Genomic DNA, 21,726 nt, shown 5'->3' on the forward strand with positions numbered 1-21,726 from the left:
TAGTCACTTAGCGGCACATGAACCAATGAACAGTGATTCCGCCTCATCCATTGACCCCTGGCTTCTGTTTTCGTAGTGTCACGAACATCCTCACGACGCCCTTGGAGCCGCGATGAAGCGCCTGCACACGCAAGAGCGGATCGACCGCTACACCTCCGGCGGCTGGTGGACCGGAGACACGATCGACCGGCTGCTCCGTGCCCAGGTGAGCGCCCGTCCCGGTGCTCTCGCGATCGCCGACCCGCTCAACAAGGCCGACCTGCTGCCCGGTGAGGTCAAGCGGCTCACCTGGTCCGAGCTGGACGCCGAGGTCGACCGGGTGGCGGGGGTGCTGCGCGGCCGGGGCGTCGGCCCCGGGGACGTGGTCGCCGTCCAGCTGCCCAACAGCGTGGAGCTCGCGGTCACCTTCCTCGCCGCGATCAGGGTGGGCGCGGTGCTCACCCCGTTCCCCGTGCAGTACCGCGAGTACGAGCTGAACCAGCTCTGCGCCCTCGCCGGGGTCGTGCTCTTCGTCACCTCGACGACCGCCGCCGCCCGCGTGCCGGACGACATCCCGGCCCTCACCTGGGGCGCCGACCTCGACACCGCGACCGTCTCCCCGGACGCGGCACCGGGCGTCCCGTACGAGGCCCACCCCGCCGACCCCGTCACGATCTGCTGGACCTCCGGCACCGAGGCCACTCCCAAGGGCGTGCCGAGGTGCCACTACGACTGGCTCGCGGTCGCGTCCACCTGCGCGGACGCCCCCGGCCTCACCGAGGACGACGTCATCCTCAACCCCTTCCCCATGGTCAACATGGCCGGGATCGGCGGGGTCTTCCTGCCCTGGCTGAAGACCGGTGCCGTGCTCGTCCAGCACCACCCGTTCGACCTGCCGACGTACCTCAAGCAGATCGCGGCCGAGGGCGTCACCTACACCCTGGCCCCGCCCGCGCTGCTGACGATGCTGCTCCACCAGGAGGCGATCCTCGCCAGGACCGACCTCACCACGCTGACCCGCATCGGTTCCGGCTCGGCGCCGCTGCCGCCGCCGATGGTCAAGGGCTGGCAGGACAGGTACGGCATCGCGATCATCAATTTCTTCGGGTCCAACGAGGGCGTCGCGCTGCTCTCCGACCCGGTGCACATGCCCGACCCCGAGGACAGGGCCCGTTTCTTCCCCCGGCCCGACGCCCCGGGCACCAGCTGGCCCGGCACCCTCGGCGCGACCAGGACGAAGCTGGTCGACCCGCTCGGCGAGGAGATCGTCGAGGCCGGGGTCCCCGGTGAGCTCCACCTGTCGGGGCCGACCGTCTTCTCCGGCTACCTGCCGGGCACGGCCGCCGCCGACCCGTTCGACGAGGACGGATACCTGAGGACCGGCGACGTGTTCGAGATCGCCGGGGACCAGGGGCAATATCTGCGCTACGTCGACCGGGCCAAGGACCTGGTCATCCGGGGCGGCATGAACATCGCGCCCGCCGAGCTGGAGGCGCTGGTCTCCGGGCACCCGGCGGTGGCCGAGGTGGCGGTGGTCGGTTACGCCGACGAGGTCCTCGGCGAACGGGTCTGCGTCGTGCTCGTCCCCAAGCCCGGCGAGACCGTGGACCTCGCCTCGGTCGTGGACCACCTGCGGGGCAAGGGCATCGCCTCGTACAAGCTCCCCGAACGCCTGGAGGTCGTCGAGGCGCTGCCCCGCAACCCGCTGGGCAAGATCCTCAAGCGGGAGCTGAAGGAGTCGCTCGGCTGAGCCCCTCCACTGCCTCCCGGCGGCCGTGGTCCCCCGTGACCGGGCCGCCGGGAGGGCCGTTTCCACGGGTCAGTACGAGTCGGACCACTTCTCGTGGGCGGTCCACAGGCGCTGCCAGAGTTTGGCCCGCTCGACAGGGGTGACGTCGGGCAGGGACAGGCCGAAGACGTCGGCGAGCATCTCGAAGTAGTCGCGTTCTGTCCACGCGGTCTGGGTGTGCTCGCGGTCGCCGAGACGTGCCAGGACCAGGCCCCGCATGACGTCGACACCGCTCGCGTCGCGCCGCTGGACCGTGGCCACGCGTACGAAGCCCGACTCGGGCGAGGTGGAGAGGAACTCGTGCATCGCGGCGAACTCCGGCATCGAGGCGGGCCCGGCACGGAAGTCCATGCCGAGGAAGTCACCGCGCGGGTCGTGGTCGAACCGCCACCCGCCGGGCGCCACCTCGGAGGGACGCAGGCCGTAGGTGAAGGGACCCTGCCGGTACGTGCCCTCGACGAGCGGGAGCGGGTCGTGGATCGCGTCGCCCAGCCCCTGGTCGACCAGCCACCCCCCGCCGGGATTGCCCGGAGCGGGCAGCCCCGAGACGGTGAGCACCAGGTGGCCGCCGTCCACGTTCGCCGGGCCCCCGGCACGGCCCTGCACCCCGCCGAGGTGCCGGGTCACCCGATAGCCGAGCGCCTTCAGCAGCAGGGAGAAGGCCCCGTTCAGGTGGTAGCAGTAGCCGCCCCGGCCCCGCATGATCCGCGCGGCCGACTCCACCGGGTCGACGCTCGTCGGGCGGCCCAGCCAGATCTCCAGGCACTCGTACGGCACACGCTCCACGTGTGCCCGGTGCAACAGGTGCAGTGACTCCGCGCTCGGAGGTCCGTCGACCTTCACACCGATTCTGCGGAGATACGCGGTGACATCGATCACCCCGTCACGGTAACGCCGAGGCGGGCGCGGACCTAGCGTCGGACATGCGCTTTCCGGGGAACGGCCGTGAACGGCTGAGACGGTCGCGAACGGCCGGGGAGGGGTGAGGCGGCCGTGGACGGTCGGCCGTGAACCTCCGCCGCGTCCCGGCGGCGGAGGTTCACGGCGCTTCCGGCAGGCAGGGAGGTCAGGTGTGAGTCAGGGTGCGGCCAGGGGGTCAGGCGCGGCGCATGGCCCGGGTGCCGACGAGCAGGCCCAGCGCGGCCACGGCCACCGCCGCGACCAGGCCGCCGCCGGTGGCCGCCGAGACGATCTCGCCGTTGAACAGGGCGCGCTCGGCCTCCACGACGTACGTCAGCGGGTTGAGCCGCGAGAGAACCTGCAACCAGCCGGGGCCGCCGCTGACGGGCAACAGCATCCCGGCGAGCAGCATCAGCGGGAAGAGCAGGGTCTGCTGGACCCCCCAGAACATCCACTCGCTGTCCTTGGACGCCAGCGCCAGCGTGTAGGACAGCGCGCCGAGGCCCACGCAGAAGACGGCGAGGATCAGCAGGCCGAGGAGGGCTCCCGCGAGGTGCGGGCGGAACCCGAACGGGACGGTGACGGCGACGACGACCACCGTCTGGGCGAGCACCGGCACGATCTCCTTCAGGGCGCGCCCGACGATCAGGGCGGGCCTGCGCAGCGGGGAGACGAGCATCCGCTCGTGCGACCCGGTCTGGATCTCGAACAGCAGGTTCGCCCCGGTGGAGGAGGTGCCGAACAGGCAGGACATCACCACGATGCCGGGGACGAACCACTGCAGCGCGGACCCGCCCTCCACGGCCGGGAGCAGGGGCGCGAACAGCGCCAGGAAGAACAGCGGCTGCACCATCGTGAAGATCACGGAGAACGGGTTGCGCAGCACGGGGCGCAGCTCGCGGTTGAAGACGGTGAGGGTGTCGGTGACCATGGTGGTGCCGCTCATGCCGGGTTCTCCTCGGTGGTGGTGACGCCGGACTCGGCGGTGTGCCTCGCGGTCGCGGATCCCGTGGTGCCGGGTTCCGTGGTCCCGGGTCCGGCGGTGCCGTCCTCGCGGAGGCTGCGGCCGGTCAGGTTGAGGAAGACGTCGTCGAGGGTGGGGCGGGTGACCTCGACACCGGTCACCTCGACGCCCGCGTCGTCCAGGCCGCGCAGCAGCTTCGGCGCGAGCTGGACGCCGCCGGCCACCTCGATCACGACCCGCGCGCCGGTCCGCTCGACCCGCGCGCCCGCCACGACGCCCAGCGACTCGGTGACGGCCCGCCCGGCGTCCCGCTCGCCGCCGAACGTCAGGGTGACGCGGTCGCCCGCGTGGTCGGCCTTGAGCCGCGCGGGGGTGTCGTCGGCGATGATCCGCCCGTGGTCGATCACGATGACCCGTTCGGCCATCTGGTCGGCCTCGTCGAGATAGTGGGTGGTCAGGACGATCGTGGTGCCGTGCTCGGCGCGCAGCGCGCGGATGTGCTCCTGGAGGTTCGCCCGGTTCTGCGGGTCGAGGCCGGTGGAGGGCTCGTCCAGGAACAGCAGGTCGGGGGCGTGGATCAGGCCCATCGCGATGTCCAGCCGCCGTCGCTGGCCGCCGGACAGCGACGACACCGTCCGGTCGGCGACGCCCTCCAGGTCCAGGGAGGCGATCAGCTCGGCCGCCCGGTCGCGTGACGCGCGGGCGCCGAGCCCGTGCGCGCGGCCCTGGCTGATCAGCTCGTCACGGCCCCGCTGGCTGTGCGCGGCCCCGTTGCCCTGGCCGGTGTAGCCGATCCGGGAGCGCACGCCGCGCTGTCCGGTCCTCACGTCGTGTCCGGCGACCTCCGCGCTGCCCGAGGTCGGGGGGAGCAGCGTGGTGAGCATCCGCAGGGTGGTCGACTTTCCTGCTCCGTTCGGTCCCAGCAGTGCCACCATCTCGCCGGAGGCGACATGCAGGTCGAGGCCGCGTACCGCCTCGACCGTCTCTTTCCTGACGGTGAAGTGCCTGGTCAGCCCGCTCGTGCGGATCATCGTGCTGTTCATGTGGACCACGCTAAAATCCATTCAGGCCACTTTCTGACCGGAATGAACGAGAATCTGGATCCATGGCGAACACGAGTGCGCGGATGCTGCGGTTGCTCTCCCTGCTGCAGACCCATCGTTACTGGCCGGGCGGTGAGCTCGCCGACCGGCTGGACGTGAGCGAGCGGACGCTGCGGCGCGACGTCGACAGGCTGCGCGAGCTGGGCTATCCGGTCGACGCCAACAGGGGTGTCGCGGGCGGCTACCAGCTCCAGACCGGTGCGACCATGCCGCCCCTGCTGCTCGACGACGAGGAGGCGGTGGCCATCGCCGTCGGGTTGCGCACGGCGGCCGGGGGCGCCGTGGCCGGTATCGAGGAGACGTCGGTCCGGGCGCTGACCAAGGTCGTCCAGGTGATGCCGCCCCGGCTGCGGCGGAGGGTCGACGCGCTGCGGGCCTACACCGTCCCCGCCGTCATGGGCGGGGGACCCACGGTCGACTCGCTCGCCCTGACGGTGATCGCCCAGGCGTGCCGGGACGACGAGCGGCTGCGGTTCGAGTACACGGCGCGCGACGGCGACCGGACGGCCCGGCTGGCCGAGCCGCACCGCCTCGTGTCGCTGGGACGCCGCTGGTATCTCGTCGCCTGGGACGTCGAACGCCACGGCTGGCGGACCTTCCGCGTCGACCGGCTGTCCGGCGCGGAGTCGACCGGTGCCCGGTTCCGCCCGCGCGAGCTGCCCGGCGGCGACGCCGGGGCGTTCGTCCGCGACAGCATCACGTCGATGCCGACGCAGTACCAGGTGGTGGTCGTCGTACGGGCGACGGTCGCCGAGGTCGAACGGGTCGTGTCGCCCTTGGGCGGGACGGCCGAGGCCGTCGGCGACCGGTCGTGCCGGCTGCTGATGAACGCCGACGGGCTGGAGTGGCCGGTCCTGGTCCTCGCCGCGCTGGGCGCCGACTTCGAGGTGGTCCAGCCGGAGGAGTTCCGGGACTACCTGCGCGCGACCGGCGAACGGTTCGCCCGCGCGAGCGGCGGAAGCGGTTTATCCGGTTGAGGCCGGGGTGGACGCGCCGGTAGCCTGACCGTCCCTTCGAGTGTGAGGAGGTGAGGAGCACATGTTCGCCATCCTGGTCACGCGCTCCCGCCTCGGGCGACAGGCCGCCTGAGCCCGGGAAGCGCACCCGCTTTCTGGAGTTTCGCTTGTCCGAGCTTTCCCTGCCCGACCTGTCCGACCTGTCCGACCCGTCCATGCCCGAGGTGAGGTTCCGTCCGCTCGAAGCGGGCGAGTTCGACCTGTTCCACCGCTACGGCCCGCTCCCCGCCTCCGGCGTCGGTGCCCGCCACCTGCCCTTCGACGAGCTCGGCTACCGGCCCGGATGGGTCTGGGTCGCGCTGCGCGGCGACGAGGTCGTCGCCAGGGCCGCCTTCTGGGGGCCGCCGGGTTCCGAGCACCCCTTCAGCCTCGACTGGCTCGACCCCGGGTCCGGCCCCGACCGGATCGAGGTGGGGGCCGCCCTGCTGCGCGCCGCGTACGCGGCCCTGGTCACGCCCGGGTACGCCACACCGTCCGGGGCGCGGCCCGACTACCACCTGTTCCTGCCCGCCGACTGGCGCGAGCGCCCCGACGCGTTCGCGGACGCCTCCGACCGGATCGCCGCCGCCGAGAAGGCCGGGCTGCGGCGGTCCGTCGAGCGGCTCAACCTGCGCTGGCTCCCCGAGTACGGCCTGCCGCCCAGGTCGGCCCGGCTCACCTTCGCCCCGGTCGGCGACGACGAGGCGGCGGTGAACCTGCTGGCCCGTGTCGCCGAGGGCAGCCTCGACGACTGGGACCGGCGCAACCTCGCGGAGAGCGGCGCGAGGGCGACGGCCGAGAAGACCTTGGCCGAGGTCGCGGACATGCCCGGCGGGCGCGGGCGGTGGCGGCTCGCCCGCGACGCGTCGGGGGAGCTCGTCGGCATCGTGATGGCGACGCGCAACTCCAGGAACGCCACGATCGGCTACCTCGGGGTCGACCCGGCCCACCGGGGACACGGCTACGCCGACGACCTGGTCGCCGAGGCGCTGCACATCTTCGCCGCCGAGGGCGAGCCCGAGGTGAAGGACAACACCGACGTGGGCAACGCGCCCATGGCGGCCTCGTTCGCCCGGACCGGCTACCGGATCACCGGCCGCCGCCTGATCCTCGTCTGACCTGGGCTCGCTTCCTGCTCCGATCCCGGCCGGGTTCCCGTTTGATCCTGGCCGGGTTTCCGTCTGATCCCGGACTCTCCGGCCGGGGCCCTCGCACGAGCGAGAGTCCCGGCCGGTAGGCCGGCCTCGCCGCCGGGTGCGCAGAACCTTCACAATTCACCACAGGTCTTCTGCACGGCTCCGGTCTACGCTGCCGGGCATGGCAACCCCTCAACAACGACGTGTCCTCGTGGTCGAGGACGACGAGACGATCGCGCGGGCCGTACGCCACAGGCTGGCCGCCGAGGGTTTCGACGTGCAGGTCGTCGGGGACGGCCAGGCGGCCCTGGCCGCCTACGCGAGGACGGGACCCGACGTGGTGGTGCTCGACCGGCTGCTGCCCGGCCTCGACGGGCTGGAGGTGTGCCGGAGGATGCAGGCGGCCAGGCCGGTGCCGGTTCTCATGCTCACCGCGCTGGGCGAGGAGACCGACCTGCTCGTGGGACTCGGGGTCGGGGCCGACGACTACATGGCGAAGCCGTTCAGCATGCGCGAGCTGGTCGCCCGGGTGCACGCCCTGCTGCGCAGGGTCGAGCGGGCCTCCCAGCTGGCGGTGAACGACACGGTCATCCGCCTCGCCGAGGTCGAGATCGACACCGCGGAGCGCCGCGTCTACGTGCGGGGCACCGAGGCCCAGCTGACCAGGACCGAGTTCGACCTGCTCTGCCGCCTCGCCGAACGCCCCGGCCAGGTCTTCGAGCGCGAGCGGCTGCTGGCCGACATCTGGGGCTTCTCCGAGGCCGCCGCCACCCGCACGGTCGACAGCCACGTGCGGGCCCTGCGGCGCAAGCTCGGCCCCGGCGTCGTCCGTACCGTCCACGGCGTCGGTTACGCCCTCGTCAAGCCGTGAACGGGTCTCCGGTCGCGGCCGGTGAACACGCGCTCGGGTACGGCCGTGCGGAGGCGTGCTCGTACGCCCCGGGAACGGCGGCACTCGCGTCCGGAGCGGCGGCACTCGCGTCCGGACGAGAACCGATCGTCCTCTTCGTCACTCAGACACTCATGTGCCCTTCAACTCCAACACCGGGACGCGTCGACCATTGAGACCTCTCGACTTCCTGGGCCGGATCAAGATAAAGCTCGGGATAGTGATCCTGCTGGCCGTGGTGGCGGCGTTCGTCGTCAACGAGGTCGGCATCAACGCCGGATACTCGCGCAACGTGCGCGTCGCGGTGGCAGCGGTGTTCGCGCTGATCCTGGTGCAGCTGCTCGCGCGGGGGATGACCAAGCCGCTGCGCGAGATGGCCGCCGCCGCGCAGACCATCGCCAAGGGCCGGTACGGCCTGCGGGTCACCGCCTCCTCCCGTGACGAGGTCGGTGAGCTCGCCCGCGCCTTCAACGCGATGGCCGCCGACCTGGGCGAGGTGGACCGGCAGCGACGGGAACTGGTGGCCAACGTCAGCCACGAGCTCCGCACGCCGATCACCGCGCTCCGGGCGGTGCTGGAGAACGTGGTCGACGGGGTCTCTGAGCCCGATCCCGTCACCCTCGGCACCGCGCTCGCCCAGACCGAGCGGCTGGGCCGCCTGGTCGCGCAGCTGCTCGACCTGTCCCGCCTGGAGTCCGGGGCCCGGCTGATCGAGCGCGAGGACGTCGAGCTGCGCCAGCTGTGCGAGCAGGCTCTGCGGGAGGCCGTACTGGCCAGGGAGGGGGTGGTGGCGCGCTGCGAGGTCCCCGAGGGGCTGAGCCTGCGCGCCGACCCCGATCTGCTCGCGCAGGTCCTCGCCAACCTGCTGGACAACGCGGTGCGGCACAGCCCCGACGGCGGGGTGGTGGTGCTCGCGGCGACGGCCAGGGGAGAGGGCGTCCGGCTGAGGGTGAGCGACCAGGGGCCGGGGATCGCGGCCGAGGACCGGGCGCGGGCGTTCGAGCGCTTCTCGCGCCTGGACGCGGGCCGGGCCGCCGACGACGGCGGCGCCGGGCTGGGCCTGGCCATCACCAAGGAGATCGTCGAGCTCCACGGCGGCTCCATCCACGTCGACGACGGGGTCGGCTGCCACGTCGTGGCCGACCTTCCGGAAAGGATCGAGATGAACCCCCCGTCTCTCCCCGCCAAGGGGGCCCACCCCGTCGAGGTGGACGCCGTCACGCCGGGCAAGGTCCCCCCGGGCGGAGCCTCCGTGGGTACCGCGGCCGGTGTGCCGTCCGGACATCGCGAGGCAACCGAGGTCGCCGGGGGTTCCGGGGGTTCCGGATCCGACGAACCGGTGGAATCCGGTCGGGTGTCCGGGGCTGATCAGGGGGCAGGGGCCGTCGAACCGGTTGAACGGGGTGAACCGGTGGAGACCGGCCGGGCGCCTGAAGACCGTGAGCTGGTCGGGGCCGGGCAGGTGCCCCGGTCACGAGAGGTCGCGGCGACCGCTTCCGCTTCCGCGTCCGGCTTGGTGACCGGTTCCACGGCCGACCCGGTGACGGGCCCGGCGACCGGCTCGGTGACAGGTTCTGCGAGCGGTCCGGCGACCGGATCGGTGACGGATTCCGTGACCGGACCGGCGACCGGTCCCGTGCCGGGTCCCGGGGGCGGCCCGGCCCCCAGCTCGGTGACCGCGTCGGTGACCGGCTCGGCAACCAGTTCGGTGGCGGGCTCGGTGACCGGTCCTGGCCCCGGTCCCGGTGGGCAGGCCGGAGTCGTTCAGGCCGCCGGAGCCGCTCAAGGGGCCGGACCTCGTGAGACCGGCGAAGGGGCCGGCGCCTCCGACGCGGCCACGGGCGGCCCCGCCTCCGGCGCCGGGCCCGGTGTGACGTCCAGGCCGGTGCCCGCCTCTCCGGAGCCCGGAGCCGCCGTCCCCGTCACACCCTCTCCACAGCCGTACCCTCCGAGGCCCGTGCTCGCCCGGGACGGGGGCGCGCGTCAGAGGCCGGTCGTGATGCGGAACTGGCCGGGGGCGGTCATCGGGGTGTTCCTCGGTGGCGTCGGGGGGCTGGTGTGCGCCGCGATCGTGGGCATCGCCCTCGCGAGCATCGCCCCCCTGCTGGGCATGCTCGCCGTGGCCGCCATCGTCACCGTCGGCGCGTTCGTGGGCACGGTCATCGGCGCCACCACCCCCACCGACGACATCCTGGCGGCCCCCTCGGAGCGGCTCCCGCACCGGCCTCCGGCGCAGGGACCCGTCGCGCGGCGCGTCACCGTACCGGGCCCCGAGGCCCCGCACAGGGAGCACAGGGAAGGGGCGGCGAGTTCGACGGCGGTCTCCCGGACTGGAGGGCCGGGGGAACACGGAGACAGGCCCGGAGGGCGGGGACCCGGCACCCCCGGCGGGTACGAGGCGCCGGGCGGCGGGAAGGGGCCGGGGGCTCCCGGCGGGTACGAGGCTCCGCCGATCTTTCCCCGGCCCGAGCTGCCGGACACGCCCCGGTGGGTGCTGCCGGTGTCGGCCGCCGTCGGGGCGCTCGCCGCGGTCGCGGTGCCGTATGGCAGGGCCGGGCTGGGGCTCGTGCTGGTGGCCGCGGCGATGGGGGTGGCGACGATCCCCGCGGCGCGCAGGAGGATCAACCCGTGGTCGGCCGGGATGGGGGCGATCGCCTACGGGCTGGTCGCGACGGTGATGTTCAGGGACGCGGACTGGCTGGTCGGCGTCCTCCTGCTGGCCGGGTTCCTGACGGCCGCGCTCGCCCTGTCGGGGGCCGGGCGCGGCTGGCTCGGGGTGGTCAGGGGCGGCGCGTCGGTGGTCCTGGGCCTGCTGCCGGTGCCGTGGTTCCTCGGGGCGAGGCTGAAGGGCCTCGCGTCCCGCCGCCGGGTGATGCCCCTGCTGCTGGGGGGCGGGCTCACCGTCGTGCTGCTCGCGGTGTTCGGGGCGCTGTTCGCCTCGGCGGACGCGGTCTTCGCCGAGGCCGTCGAGCGGGTGTTCAGCGCGCAGGCGTGGGCGGAGTCGATGCCGCTGCGCATCCTGCTCTTCGTCGTCTTCGCGGTCGTGGTCGCCTCCTCGGTGCTGGTCGCGCTGCGACCGGTGGCCGAGCCGAAGGCCCCCGACCTGAGGGTCACGGTCGGCCGGGGTCTCTGGGTGACCCCGCTGACGGCGCTCAACCTGCTGTTCGCCACGTTCGTGGGCATGCAGCTGACCGTGCTGTTCGGCAGCACCCGGTGGGTGCTGGAGGCCACCGGGCTGACCTACGCCGAGTACGCGCGCTCCGGGTTCTTCCAGCTCGTCGTCGTCAGCGTGTTCGTGCTGGCCATCGTGGCGGTCGCCTCGGGGACGCTGGAGCTGCGGGGAGCCGACCGCTGGCTGATGGCCGGGCTGCTCGGCGTGCTCTGCGTGCTGACCCTGGTGATCCTGTTCTCCGCGCTGCACCGCCTGGACCTGTACGCCGACGCCTACGGGCTCTCCCGGCTGCGGGCCTCGGTGTCGGCGACGGTGCTGTGGCTGGGCGGGATCTTCGCGCTCGTCCTCGCCGCGGGCGCGGCCCGGCTCACCGGGCGCGGGCACGCGCGCTGGCTGCCCAGGACCGTCGTCATCATGACGAGCGCCTCCCTGCTGGCGTTCGCGGTCTGGAACCCCGACCTGCGGGTCGCGGAGACCCAGATCGCCGTACGGGGCGTGGAGCGGGTCGACCTCGCGTACCTGGGCGACCTCGGCGCGGAGGCCGTGCCCGCCCTGGACAGGCTGCCGGAACCGGCCCGCAGCTGCGTCCTGCGGGACGTGGTCGCGGCCAACGAGCTCTCCGGGCCCGACCCGTGGAACGGCTGGAACCTGGCCCGCCGCGAGGCGAGGGAACTGCTGGACCGTCGTCCGGTCGACAGGGGCGCCTCCTGCCCCCAGACACCCTCCCGGCTGGAGACTCCGTACCAGGACTGAACGTCCCGGCGGGCAGTGGAGCCGACGTCCGCGACCGCGGCGTCGGCCTCACTGTTTCGGATAGACCGTCGTCGGCACCAGGATCTCCGTGGGGACCCGTTCTCCGGAACGCATTTTCAGAAGGGCGTCGACCGCCACTTCGGCGATATGCCGGGGGTCCTGGATTATGGTCGCCCGAAACGGAGCCGTGTCCACGTTGATGGCCGCGACCGCTTCGGCGATTCCGTCGACGCCGATAATCACGAGTTCGTCGAGGCGGTTTCCCGCGGCCAGGTGTTCCTGCACCGCGTCCGCCGCGCCCAGTGCCATTTCGTCGTTCGTGCAGAAGATCGCGTCCATGCCGTTTCCCGGGCGAAGGCGGCGCAGGTGATGGCCGACAACCTTTCGCGCCTCTTCGCGGGAGAAGAAACCCAGCAGATTGATCTCCAGCTTCGCGGACGGCAGCATTTCTTCGATTCGCTCCGCGAATGTCGTGTGCCGGCCGTCCTGCGCGTCCCCTGTGACGACGAGTACGGCCGGGTTCTCGACGCCCCGGTCGATCAGGTCCTTGGCCACCCACTGCGCGGCCTTCGCCCCCATCTCGTTGGCATCGCATCCGACGAACGCGGTCCGGGCGGGGTATTCGCCGAGGTCGGGAAATGGCGGTACGTCGATGAAGACGACGGGCCGTTTGACGGCCTCGCAGGAAGCCGCCAGCTCACGCCCCGCCTGCCGGGTCTGTGCGAGGATGACGAAACCGCCGATGTAGGAGCGTCTTCTCTTCCGCAGTGACGCCAGGTAGGCAAGCTGGTTCCGGCCGCTGTGATCGTGCGGGGGGAGCTTCACCACCAGGTCGATCCCGTGCCGGTCGAGTGACCGCGAGAGATGTTCCAGGACGTCGCCGAGCCAGCGCGTCTGCGTGAACGCCGACATCGTGATGAACGCCTGGTTCGCGCCCCCGTAAAGACGGCGTGCGAAAAAGAACGCCAGCAGAGCCGTCGTCGGCGTGATCGCGATGAACACCCAGGTCATTGGCGATCCGTTGAGACCGGGCATGACCATCGTCAGCGCCTTGGCCCCCAGCGCCAGAATGGTGCCGCTCGCCAGAGATATCAACAGGTCGGCGAACAGGCCCTTTCGCTGGTTGTTTACGGCTTTCAATCTGGCTCCCGGCCTGATTTCCGCTGATACCGCTACTTTGACCCAGTGCCCGGAGTGCTGTAAAGGGCATATTCGCGTCCGGTGCATGCGGAAAACAAATTTCGGCGACTCGGTGACTCAGTGACTCGGCGACACGGCCCGGACGGCCCCGGTGATGTCCGTCATTCGCCCACTCGCGAAACCCGCGTCCGGGATGCGGGGTTCACAGCGTCGAACCGTCCGGCGTGTTCGGTCAGGTGTGGTTTCACGAACGGGAACGCGAAGCTCCCGGAAGGCGATGCCGGGACTGACGAAAACACGACCCCCGCCCCGAGCGCGGGGGTCGCGTCGCGTCAAGTGAGGGTCAGGGCACCCAGTGGTTGCCGGTTACGGTGATCATGACCTGGAGCTGGACGCTGGTCGAGTAGTAGTCGCTCGCGGTGAACGGGGTGTTGACCATCTTGTTCCACAGGGCGTCCAGCCAGGCCTGGCTGCCGGAGTCGGTCATCGCCGCCACCGCGAACGGGGCGAAGTAGGCCGGTTCGCTGCCGCTGGAGATCTGGGTGCCGTTGAGGGAGTAGCCGACCGCGATGTTGTTCGGGTTGCCGCCGGTCTTGCCCTTGATCCAGGTGTTGAGCTTGCGCGCGGCGGCGAGGGACTTGGCGTCGCCGCTGGTCACCGCGTCGTTGCCGATCCGCCACGGGTCGCGGCAGGCGTTCCACCAGAACTTGCCGTCGTTGGCGTCCTCCAGCACCTGGCCCGGCGCGGGCTTCGGGGTGGTGTTGGTGTTGACCACGAAGTCGGCGAGCAGGCCCGTGCTCGGGGCGTAGGTCGACTGCTGGGAGGCGATCAGGTTCTGGTGGTTGGTGCGGACGGTGTCCCAGGTCGTGTCGCCGGTGGCCTTACGGAACGCCCTGAAGTGGTCGATCATCCAGTCCGAGGAGCGGCTGATCCAGTAGTACTGGTCGCCCGAGCTGCTCCAGTCGCCGAGCTTCATGAGCTTGGTGGTCGCGTTGACCTCGCCGGACTTGATGGCGTTGATGTGGTTGATCGCGAGCTGTTTGTAGTTGTAGGTGCCCGAGCTGCCCCACTGCCGGTCGGCGAGCAGCAGCCCGTAGGCCACGTCCAGGTCGCCGTCAGTGGCGGAGTCGCCGCCGTTGACGCTCTGGCAGGCGGTGTTCTGCTCGGCGGCGAGCAGGCCGGGGGTGATCGACGACGGGTGGGCCAGGACGTACTTCACCAGGCCGTCGAAGATCTTCTTCGCGTCGGGGTCGGCCCCGGCCATCGTGGCGGTGATCACCATGCCGTAGCCCTGCGCCTCGGCCACGTACGGGTGGTCGGCGTCGGGGGAGATGATCTGGTACCAGCCGTTGCCGCAGTTCTGCTTGACGAACGCGGCCTTCCACGCCCTGTAGTAGTCGACGACCTTCTGGTCGAGCGTCGCCTGGGCGCCGGTCGGGCGCAGGATCCCGGAGGCGTAGGGGATCGTGTGGGAGCCGAACGGCACGCCGGGGCCGCCGGGGGGCGGGGTGACCGTGGGAGTGGGTGTGGGAGTCGTGCCCCCTGTACTGCCGTAGACCTCCATCTCGTACAGCGAGTACCCGTAGGAGGTGCCCCGCGCGGTCCCGTACATCCGCACGTAGCGGCCGGTGCCGGACAGGGTCAGGTCGTCGACGCCGCCGTCGCCGGTGGTGGTCGAGTAGGCGGGGGTCCAGGTGGAGCCGTCGGGCGAGACCTCGACGCGGTACGACTTCCCGTACGCGGCCTCCCAGGTCAGCTTGACGCGGGAGACGGTGGCGGAGGCGCCGAGGTCGACGCGGATCCACTCGGGGTCGTGGCCCTCGGCGGAGGCCCAGCGGGTGCCGGTGTTGCCGTCGAAGGCGGCGGCGGGGAGCAGCGTGGAGTCCTCGTTGGAGGACGAGGCGGCCGGGCGGCCCTGGGAGAGCAGGGAGTCGGCGGCGAATCCGGGCGGCGCCGCCAGCACGAACAGCGATGCGATCAGTGCCGACGCCAGTGTGAGGACGAGGGCGGTCGAGGGGGGTAGGGGGCGCTGGAGGCGTTGGGGGCGCGATCTCGGATGCACAGGGGGTGCCCTCTCTGCGATCAACTAGTTAGGAAAGGTTCCTAACTAGTGAAAGATGGCACCATCCCTGACACGTCACGGTCAAGGGGGTGCGGGGCCCAAATTCCCGCACTTCGTGATCGAGGGGAAATCCAGGACATGGACTGGCGGAACGAAGGCGATCGCTGGATGTGGCGAAGACCTTCCGGGTGATTGAATCCCGGCATGTCGTTCGATGTATTGATCAGGGATGGCTGGGTGCTCGACGGCACCGGAGCCCCGGCCTGCCGCGCCGACGTCGGTGTCAACGGTGACCGGATCACCGCCGTGGGCCGCCTGGACGGCGTGGACGCCACGACCGTCGTCGAGGCCGCCGGGCGCCACGTCATGCCCGGCCTCGTCGACTGCCACGCGCACGGCGACGCCCTCGTCCTCGACAAGGAGGTGCAACTCGCCGCGCTCCGGCAGGGCGTGACGACGTTCGTCCTCGGCCAGGACGGGCTCTCCTTCGCCCCCTCCACCACCCCGGAGACCTTCGCCTACGCCACTCGATACTTCGCGGCCGTCAACGGCGCCCATCCCTCGGCCGACGGGCCGATCGGCGTCGGGGAGCTCCTCGCGGGCTACGACCGGTCGACCGCGCTGAACACCGCGTACCTGCTGCCGCACGGCACGATCCGCCACGACGTGATGGGCGCCGCCGAGCGGGCCGCGACCGCGGACGAGCTGGCCGCCATGCTGGCCCGCGTCGAGCGCGGCCTGTCGGAGGGCGCCTGCGGCCTCTCCACCGGCCTGGAGTACGCCCCGGGCCGCTACGCCGACGCCGCCGAGATCGCCGCGCTCTGCGCGCCGCTGGACCACCTGCCGTACGTGACGCACATGCGCGGGTACGGGGCCGCGGCCCCCGCCGGGATGGCCGAGGTGACGGACATCGCCCGGCGCTCGGGCGCGGCCGTGCACGTCTCGCACTACCACGGCCCGGCCGCCACGCTCCTGCCGCTGGTCGATGAGGCCCGGCTCATGGGGGTCGACATCACCTTCGACACCTACCCCTACCTGCGGGGCAGCACGATCCTCGCGATGGTCGCGCTGCCCTCGTGGGTCCCGGCCGCCGACATCGACCGCACGCTGGAGCTGCTGGAGTCCGAGCCGATCGAGTGGGACGAGACGCTCTGGCCGAGGATCACCTTCTCCCACGTGCCCGGCGCCGAGTGGGCCGAGGGGATGACGCTGCCCGACGCCGCCGCCGAGGCCGGGCTGGAGCCGGGCGAGTTCTGCCGCAGGATCCTGATCGACACCCGGCTGGAGGCCGGATGCGTGTCGGCCCGTCCCGACGAGGGCCCCGAGGGCGAGGCGTCGGTCCGCGCGATCCTGCGCCACCCGGCACACACCGGCGGCTCCGACGGCATCTACGTGGGCGGCCACCCCCACCCCCGGGGCTACGGGGCGTTCGCCAGGATGCTCGGCCACCACGTCCGCGAGACCGGCGACTGGACCCTGGAGCAGGCCGTCGTCCACCTCGCCTCGCACCCGGCCCGCCGCTTCGGCCTCGAAGGGCGGGGCCTCGTCCGCCCCGGGCAGGTCGCCGACCTGGTCGTCCTCGACGCCGACGCGGTCGCCGACCTGGCCACGTACGCCGTCCCGCGCACCCCGGCCACCGGGATCGGGGACGTCCTCGTCTCCGGGGTCCCGGTCCTCGCCGGAAGGGAGCTCACCGGCGCCACCCCCGGCAGGGCGCTGCGTCCCTAAGGGCACGCCTCCGAAGGCACGGCCCTGAGGGCACGCCTCCGAAGGCACATCCCTGAGAGCACGCCTCCGAAGGCACGGCCCTGAAGGGGCCGCCGTGGGGATAGGGTCCTCGGGGCGGCCAAGAGGGGACGCGATCTCCCACGCCCGGATCCGGCGGCCGGCGAGCCGGCGGATCCGCCGAGGCGACCAGAGGGGGACGGGACGTGAAGGGGATCGTGGATCCCGGGGCCGCGCTGGGGGCCTCGCTGTTCGGCGGGACGTTCACCTTCCCCGTGATGGTGGCCCACCGCGACGCGCTGGAGCACAACATCGCGACCCTCGCGGCCTTCACCAGGGAGTACGGGCTCACCTTCGCCCCGCACGCCAAGACCACCATGTCGCCCGAGCTGGTCGGGGCGCAGCTCGCCGCGGGCGCGTGGGGGCTCACGGTCGCCACCCCCAGCCAGGCGCTCACCCTGCGCGAGTTCGGCGTCTCCCGGATCGTCCTCGCCAACCAGGTCTTCGACCCGGCCGGGCTGACCGCCCTCGCCGCCCAGCTGGCCGGGGACCCGGCGTTCGAGTTCCTCTGCTTCGTCGACTCGGTCGCCGGGGTCGAGGCGCTCTCCCGGCACGCAGGGACCAGGCCGTTCCGGGTGCTGGCCGAGCTCGGCCACGAGGGCGGGCGGGGCGGCAGCCGTACCCTCGCCCAGCTGCTGGAGGTCGCCTCGGCGGCGCAGGCGGCCGAGGGCGTGGAGCTGGCGGGCGTCGCCGGGTACGAGGGGTCGCTGGGCTCGGCCGGGGAGGTGCGGGCCTACCTGGGCAGGCTGCTGGAGGCGCTGGAGCACCTGCGGGTGCGCGACCCGATCCTGTCGGTGGGCGGCAGCCAGTGGTTCGACGTGATCGGCCGCGAGCTCGCCGCCTGCCAGGCCAGGGTCATGCTGCGCAGCGGCGCCTACGTCTCCCACGACGACGGTTACTACCGCGAGCGCACCCCGTACACCCGGATCGACGGGGAGCTGCGCGCGGCGCTGGAGATCTGGGCGCACGTGCTGAGCGTCCCCGAGCCCGGCCTGGCCGTGGTCGGGTTCGGCAAGCGCGACGCCCCCTTCGACGAGGGGCTGCCGATCCCGCGCGGAGCGGTCTCGGACGCGACGGTGCTCAAGGTCCAGGACCAGCACGCGGTCCTGAGACTGGCGCCGGGCTCGCCGGTGAGGCCCGGGGACCTGGTGTCGTTCGGCGTCTCCCACCCGTGCACCGCCTTCGACAAGTGGCGGGTCATCCCAGTGGTCGACGAGGAGTACGTCGTCGTCGATCTGATAAACACCTTCTTCTAATGTCACGTTTTTTCCGTTGTGAGGAATGCTGAGATGAGCGACAAGCAGGAACTGAGGACCGACGAGGGCGCCGCGCCCGTCGGGGCGTACTCGCAGGGCCTCGTGGTCGGCGACTTCGTCTACACCTCGGGAATGGGGCCGCTCAGCCCCGAGACCGGCGAGGTCGTCGGGACCGACGTGGCCGAGCAGACCCACCAGGTGATGCGCAACCTCGGCGCGATCCTCGCGGCGCACGGTCTCGGCTTCGACGACGTGGTGAAGTCGACCGTGCACCTGGAGCACCTCAAGCGTGACTTCGCCGCCTACAACGAGGTGTACAAGTCGTATTTCACCCGCCCGTACCCGGTCCGCACGACCGTCGGCTCGGACCTGATGGACATCCTCGTCGAGATCGACTTCGTGGCCCACAAGCCGCGTTAGAGTCTGACCGACTTCGTGGGAGGGCGGCGGCTTGGACAGCTCGCTATACGTCTACGTCGAGGACGTGCGCGGGGAGGGCCTCGACGCGGTCCTCGACCGGATCACCGGATACGGCGTGACGGGCGTGACCGTGGCCGCGGCCTACCACCGTGCCCGCGACGTCACCCCGCACGGCCGCTCCCGGGTGACGCTCCGCAGTGACGGCGCGCACTTCACGCCGCCCGCCGACCTGTTCGGCGGGCTGCGGCTCGTCCCGCCCGTCCAGGCCGGAGCCGAGGACGAGCCGCTCGCCGTCCTGCGCGGGGCCACCGCCGAACGCGGGCTCGCGCTGCACGGCTGGACCGTCTTCCTGCAGAACACCACGCTCGGGCTGGCCGACCCGGACGTGACCGTGCGCAACTGCTTCGGCGACCGCGGCTCGCCCGCCGACCTGTGCCCCTCCCACCCCGACGTGCGCCTGTACGCGGTCGCGCTGGGCCGGGCGGTGGCCAGGCAGGGCGTCGACAGCGTGGTGGCCGAGGCGCTGCACTACGGGACCTTCGGCCACGGCTACCACCACGAGCGCAGCTTCGTGCCACTCGGGCCGATGGACGCGTTCCTGCTCGGCCTGTGCTTCTGCGGCTTCTGCATGCGCCGCGCCGCCGACCTGGGCGTCAACGCCGAGGTGGCGCGCGAGGAGTGCTGCAGGATCGTGGGCGCCGTGCTCGACGGCGATCCGCCCGCCCAGGGCGAGGTGACCCGCGCCGCCCTCACCGCGTACGCGGGACCCGAGGTGGTCGCCTACGCGCGGGCCCGCTCCGAGGTGGTGACCTCGCTGGTCTCCGAGGTCTCCACCGCCGTCACCGACGAGGGCTCGCGCCTCGTCTTCCTCGACGCCACCGGCGCCGTCAAGGGCTACGCCGACGGCCTGCCCTCACCGGGGCTCGCCGCGCACGACTCCTGGCAGCTCGGCGTCGACCTGGTCGCCCTCGGCGACCTGGTGCCCTCGCTCGGCGTGCTCGCCTACGCCCGCGACGCGGCCAGGGTGGCCGACGACGTGGTCGCCTACCGGCGCTCGACGGGCAAGGACAAGGAGCTGCGGGTCGTCCTGCGGCCCGGCCTGCCCGACACCGACTCGGCCGACCGCCTCGCCGCCAAGGTCCGCGCCGTGCGGGCCTCGGGCGCGGACGCGGTCGACTTCTACGCGTACGGGCTCATGCCCTACCCGATCCTGGACCGCATCCCGGGCGCGCTCTCCGCCTGATGCCGTCCTGAAGCGGTGGGGGCGCCGTCCAGGACGGTGCTCACGGCGCGGGCGGCGAAGCCCTCGTCGAGGGGCAGGCCGCGGAAGACCGCGCGCAGCCAGACCGCTCCGGCGAGCAGGTCGACGATCAGCATGGGGTCGGCCTCGGCGGACAGCTCGCCGCGCCGCCGCGCACGCTCGAAGACGGCCTCCTCCCGCGCGAACCGGTCGGCGAAGAAGCGCCGGGCCGTCTCGCCCAGCTCGGAGTGGTGGACGGCGGCGCCGAGGGCCGCCACCGCGACGTCCGAGGCGGGAGGACGGGTGAGCAGGGCGGCCATCCCGCCGACCAGGGCCTCCAGGTCCCCCCTGAGGCTTCCGGTGTCGGGGGGCTCCATCGCGAGCAGGTCGGCCTCGATCAGGGCGGCGGCCAGCAGCGCGGCCTTCGACGGCCACCACCGGTAGATCGTGGTCTTGTTGACTCCCGACCGTTCGGCGACCCCCTCCACCGTGAGGCCCTCGTAGCCCTTGGCGGCGAGCAGTTCGAGCGTCGCCTGGAAGATCTGCTGTTCCTTGCGCGGTGCCATGCGGGCGACTATAGCAACGCAACGGTGCGTTGTGTTTTAATCGAGGCAGCTTCCTGACCGGGTACCTCTCCGCTCGGGACGACTCCCCGGTCTCCTTGGAGGCGCGCCATGCTCCCTGTGCTCCCCGTCGTCCTCATCCATGGCATCCGGCTCAGCGCGACCATGTGGGACCCCGTCGTCTCCCACCTCTCCCGTCTCGGCCGTCCCGCGACGGCCGTGGACCTGCCCGGCCACGGCACCCGCGAGGGCGAGCCGTTCACGATGGACGCGGCGACGTCGGCGGTCGCGGACGCCGTCGACGCCCTGGGCGGCCGGGCCCTCGTGGCCGGGCTCTCCCTCGGCGGATACGTCGGCATCGCCGTCGCCGAACGCTTCCCCCGCCGGGTGGCCGGGCTGGCGGCCATCGGATGCACCGCCCTCGGCTCGGTGGCCGGACCCCACCGGTTCGCGGCCTCGCTCGCCGCGCGGAACCCGTCGCTCGCGAACCGGATCAGCTCCTACGGCCTCCGCCGCCTCCTGCCGGGCCCCGCCGGGGAGGCGATGGTGGCGGGAGGACTCTTCTGCGAGGTCATGCCACAGGTCGTCGACGCCGTCACCGGCCACGACCAGCTCGCGGCGCTGGCCGCGTACCCGGGACGCGTGTGGCTGGTCAACGGCACCCGGGACCCGTTCCGGGTGCACGAACGCGACTTCCTGCGCGCCTGCCGGAACGGGCGGCTGATCCACCTTCCCCGCCGGGGCCACCTGGGCGTGATGGCGGCCCCGGGACCGCTGGCCAGGCTGGTGGGCGACCTGTGCGACCAGGTGGACCGCTGCTCGTACGCCGAGATCGACCCGCGCGTCTAGACGTCCGGACGGTTTCGTACGTCCGGACGGCTTCGTACGTCCAGACGGTTTCGTACGTTCAGACGGAGCGGCCGGAGAGGGCGGTCGCGACGCCGAGGCCCAGGTAGACGACCCCGCTGAACCGGCCGATCAGGGGTGCCCTGTTCCTCAGCCGCCCGCCGACGGCGCCCGCCGCCATGGCGTAGACCATGTCGGAGAGCAGGCCCAGGAGCAGCAGGGTCCCGCCCAGGACGGCGATCTGCAGCGGTACCGCGCCCGCCTCGGGCTCCACGAACTGGGGCAGGAACGCCAGGAAGAAGAGGATCACCTTGGGGTTGAGCACGTTGACGACCACGCCCTCAAGGAAGATCGCCCGAAGCGGCTGTGGCGCGGCCTCCCGGCTCGCGAGCTCCTGCCTGCTCGTCAGCGCGCGGACGCCCAGATAGACCAGGTAGGCCACCCCGGCCCACTTGATCACGTTGAACAGGGTCGCCGAACGCGCGATCACGTACGAGAGACCGGCCGCCGCCGCGGCGATGTGCACCAGCGTGCCCACCTCGACGCCGAACGCGCTCGCCACGCCGGCGGCCCGGCCCTGTGAGACGGCGCGGGTGATGATGTAGATGTGGTTCGGGCCCGGTACCAGGACCAGTGCCAGCGAGGCGAGCGAGAAGATCAATAACGTGGACGGCGAGATCATGCCCCGACCCTAAGGTCGCCCCGGTCCTCGCCGTCAGGGCCAATGCGCGGAC

The 21,726-nt window shown here is 72.1% G+C and carries 17 protein-coding genes; 10 read left to right on the forward strand and 7 right to left on the reverse strand.

Translation table 11 applies throughout. The features are described from left to right. Positions 1-112: 112 nt before the first annotated feature. Positions 113-1,729 carry a class I adenylate-forming enzyme family protein gene (locus ACSC1Q_RS21545; RefSeq protein ID WP_436760491.1) on the forward strand — a complete coding sequence of 539 codons (1,617 nt, stop codon included), beginning with the start codon at positions 113-115 and terminating at the stop codon, positions 1,727-1,729. 69 nt (positions 1,730-1,798) lie between these two features. Here the strand turns inward: ACSC1Q_RS21545 and ACSC1Q_RS21550 are convergent, their stop codons facing one another. From ACSC1Q_RS21550 to ACSC1Q_RS21560, 3 genes are all read right to left on the reverse strand, one after another. Continuing rightward, positions 1,799-2,647: an arylamine N-acetyltransferase family protein gene (locus tag ACSC1Q_RS21550; protein WP_436760492.1), complete on the reverse strand. Its 849-nt coding sequence runs from the start codon at positions 2,645-2,647 to the stop codon at positions 1,799-1,801. Positions 2,648-2,864: 217 nt separating this feature from the next. Continuing rightward, positions 2,865-3,614 carry an ABC transporter permease gene (locus ACSC1Q_RS21555; RefSeq protein WP_436760493.1) on the reverse strand — a complete coding sequence of 250 codons (750 nt, stop codon included), beginning with the start codon at positions 3,612-3,614 and terminating at the stop codon, positions 2,865-2,867. Further along, a complete protein-coding gene (locus ACSC1Q_RS21560; protein ID WP_436760563.1) occupies positions 3,611-4,663 on the reverse strand; it encodes an ABC transporter ATP-binding protein in 1,053 nt (350 codons plus the stop codon). Before ACSC1Q_RS21560 ends, ACSC1Q_RS21555 begins: the two co-directional genes overlap by 4 nt. A 74-nt stretch (positions 4,664-4,737) precedes the next feature. On the opposite strand from ACSC1Q_RS21560, the gene ACSC1Q_RS21565 reads away from it, so the two are divergent. From ACSC1Q_RS21565 to ACSC1Q_RS21580, 4 genes are all read left to right on the forward strand, one after another. Further along, the gene (locus ACSC1Q_RS21565) at positions 4,738-5,712 is read left to right on the forward strand and encodes a helix-turn-helix transcriptional regulator (protein ID WP_436760494.1); all 975 of its coding nucleotides are present in this window, start codon (positions 4,738-4,740) and stop codon (positions 5,710-5,712) included. Positions 5,713-5,858: 146 nt separating this feature from the next. Further along, positions 5,859-6,848, forward strand: a complete 990-nt coding sequence (locus tag ACSC1Q_RS21570) for a GNAT family N-acetyltransferase (RefSeq protein ID WP_436760495.1) — start codon at positions 5,859-5,861, stop codon at positions 6,846-6,848. 199 nt (positions 6,849-7,047) lie between these two features. Next, positions 7,048-7,737 carry a response regulator transcription factor gene (locus tag ACSC1Q_RS21575; RefSeq protein ID WP_436760496.1) on the forward strand — a complete coding sequence of 230 codons (690 nt, stop codon included), beginning with the start codon at positions 7,048-7,050 and terminating at the stop codon, positions 7,735-7,737. Between the two features lie 190 nt (positions 7,738-7,927). Beyond that, positions 7,928-11,680 carry a DUF4153 domain-containing protein gene (locus ACSC1Q_RS21580; RefSeq protein ID WP_436760497.1) on the forward strand — a complete coding sequence of 1,251 codons (3,753 nt, stop codon included), beginning with the start codon at positions 7,928-7,930 and terminating at the stop codon, positions 11,678-11,680. Between the two features lie 48 nt (positions 11,681-11,728). Here ACSC1Q_RS21580 and ACSC1Q_RS21585 read toward each other — a convergent pair whose 3' ends face one another. Both ACSC1Q_RS21585 and ACSC1Q_RS21590 read right to left on the reverse strand, forming a co-directional pair. Then, complete coding sequence (locus ACSC1Q_RS21585) at positions 11,729-12,820, reverse strand: sugar ABC transporter substrate-binding protein (protein ID WP_436760498.1); 1,092 nt, start codon at positions 12,818-12,820, stop codon at positions 11,729-11,731. A gap of 343 nt (positions 12,821-13,163) precedes the next feature. Continuing rightward, positions 13,164-14,882, reverse strand: a complete 1,719-nt coding sequence (locus ACSC1Q_RS21590) for a glycosyl hydrolase family 8 (protein WP_436760499.1) — start codon at positions 14,880-14,882, stop codon at positions 13,164-13,166. A gap of 204 nt (positions 14,883-15,086) precedes the next feature. Between ACSC1Q_RS21590 and ACSC1Q_RS21595 the strand changes: the two genes are divergently transcribed. From ACSC1Q_RS21595 to ACSC1Q_RS21610, 4 genes are all read left to right on the forward strand, one after another. Next, positions 15,087-16,610 carry an N-acyl-D-amino-acid deacylase family protein gene (locus ACSC1Q_RS21595; RefSeq protein ID WP_436760500.1) on the forward strand — a complete coding sequence of 508 codons (1,524 nt, stop codon included), beginning with the start codon at positions 15,087-15,089 and terminating at the stop codon, positions 16,608-16,610. Positions 16,611-16,813: 203 nt separating this feature from the next. Next, a complete protein-coding gene (locus ACSC1Q_RS21600) occupies positions 16,814-17,923 on the forward strand; it encodes an alanine racemase (protein ID WP_436760501.1) in 1,110 nt (369 codons plus the stop codon). A gap of 33 nt (positions 17,924-17,956) precedes the next feature. Continuing rightward, the gene (locus tag ACSC1Q_RS21605) at positions 17,957-18,343 is read left to right on the forward strand and encodes a Rid family detoxifying hydrolase (protein WP_350971200.1); all 387 of its coding nucleotides are present in this window, start codon (positions 17,957-17,959) and stop codon (positions 18,341-18,343) included. A gap of 31 nt (positions 18,344-18,374) precedes the next feature. Further along, complete coding sequence (locus ACSC1Q_RS21610) at positions 18,375-19,586, forward strand: hypothetical protein (RefSeq protein WP_436760502.1); 1,212 nt, start codon at positions 18,375-18,377, stop codon at positions 19,584-19,586. On the opposite strand, the gene ACSC1Q_RS21615 is transcribed toward ACSC1Q_RS21610, so the two are convergent. Further along, on the reverse strand, positions 19,544-20,149 hold the full coding sequence (locus tag ACSC1Q_RS21615) for a TetR/AcrR family transcriptional regulator (protein ID WP_436760503.1): 606 nt from the start codon (positions 20,147-20,149) through the stop codon (positions 19,544-19,546). The two genes, ACSC1Q_RS21610 and ACSC1Q_RS21615, sit on opposite strands and share 43 nt — an antisense overlap. 108 nt (positions 20,150-20,257) lie before the next feature. On the opposite strand from ACSC1Q_RS21615, the gene ACSC1Q_RS21620 reads away from it, so the two are divergent. Then, complete coding sequence (locus ACSC1Q_RS21620) at positions 20,258-20,995, forward strand: alpha/beta fold hydrolase (RefSeq protein WP_436760504.1); 738 nt, start codon at positions 20,258-20,260, stop codon at positions 20,993-20,995. A 58-nt stretch (positions 20,996-21,053) separates the two neighbouring features. Here ACSC1Q_RS21620 and ACSC1Q_RS21625 read toward each other — a convergent pair whose 3' ends face one another. Then, the gene (locus ACSC1Q_RS21625; RefSeq protein ID WP_436760505.1) at positions 21,054-21,674 is read right to left on the reverse strand and encodes a LysE family translocator; all 621 of its coding nucleotides are present in this window, start codon (positions 21,672-21,674) and stop codon (positions 21,054-21,056) included. Positions 21,675-21,726 lie beyond the last annotated feature (52 nt).

It is taken from the genome of Streptosporangium heterodermiicola (assembly GCF_051390675.1).
Lineage (GTDB): Bacteria > Actinomycetota > Actinomycetes > Streptosporangiales > Streptosporangiaceae > Streptosporangium.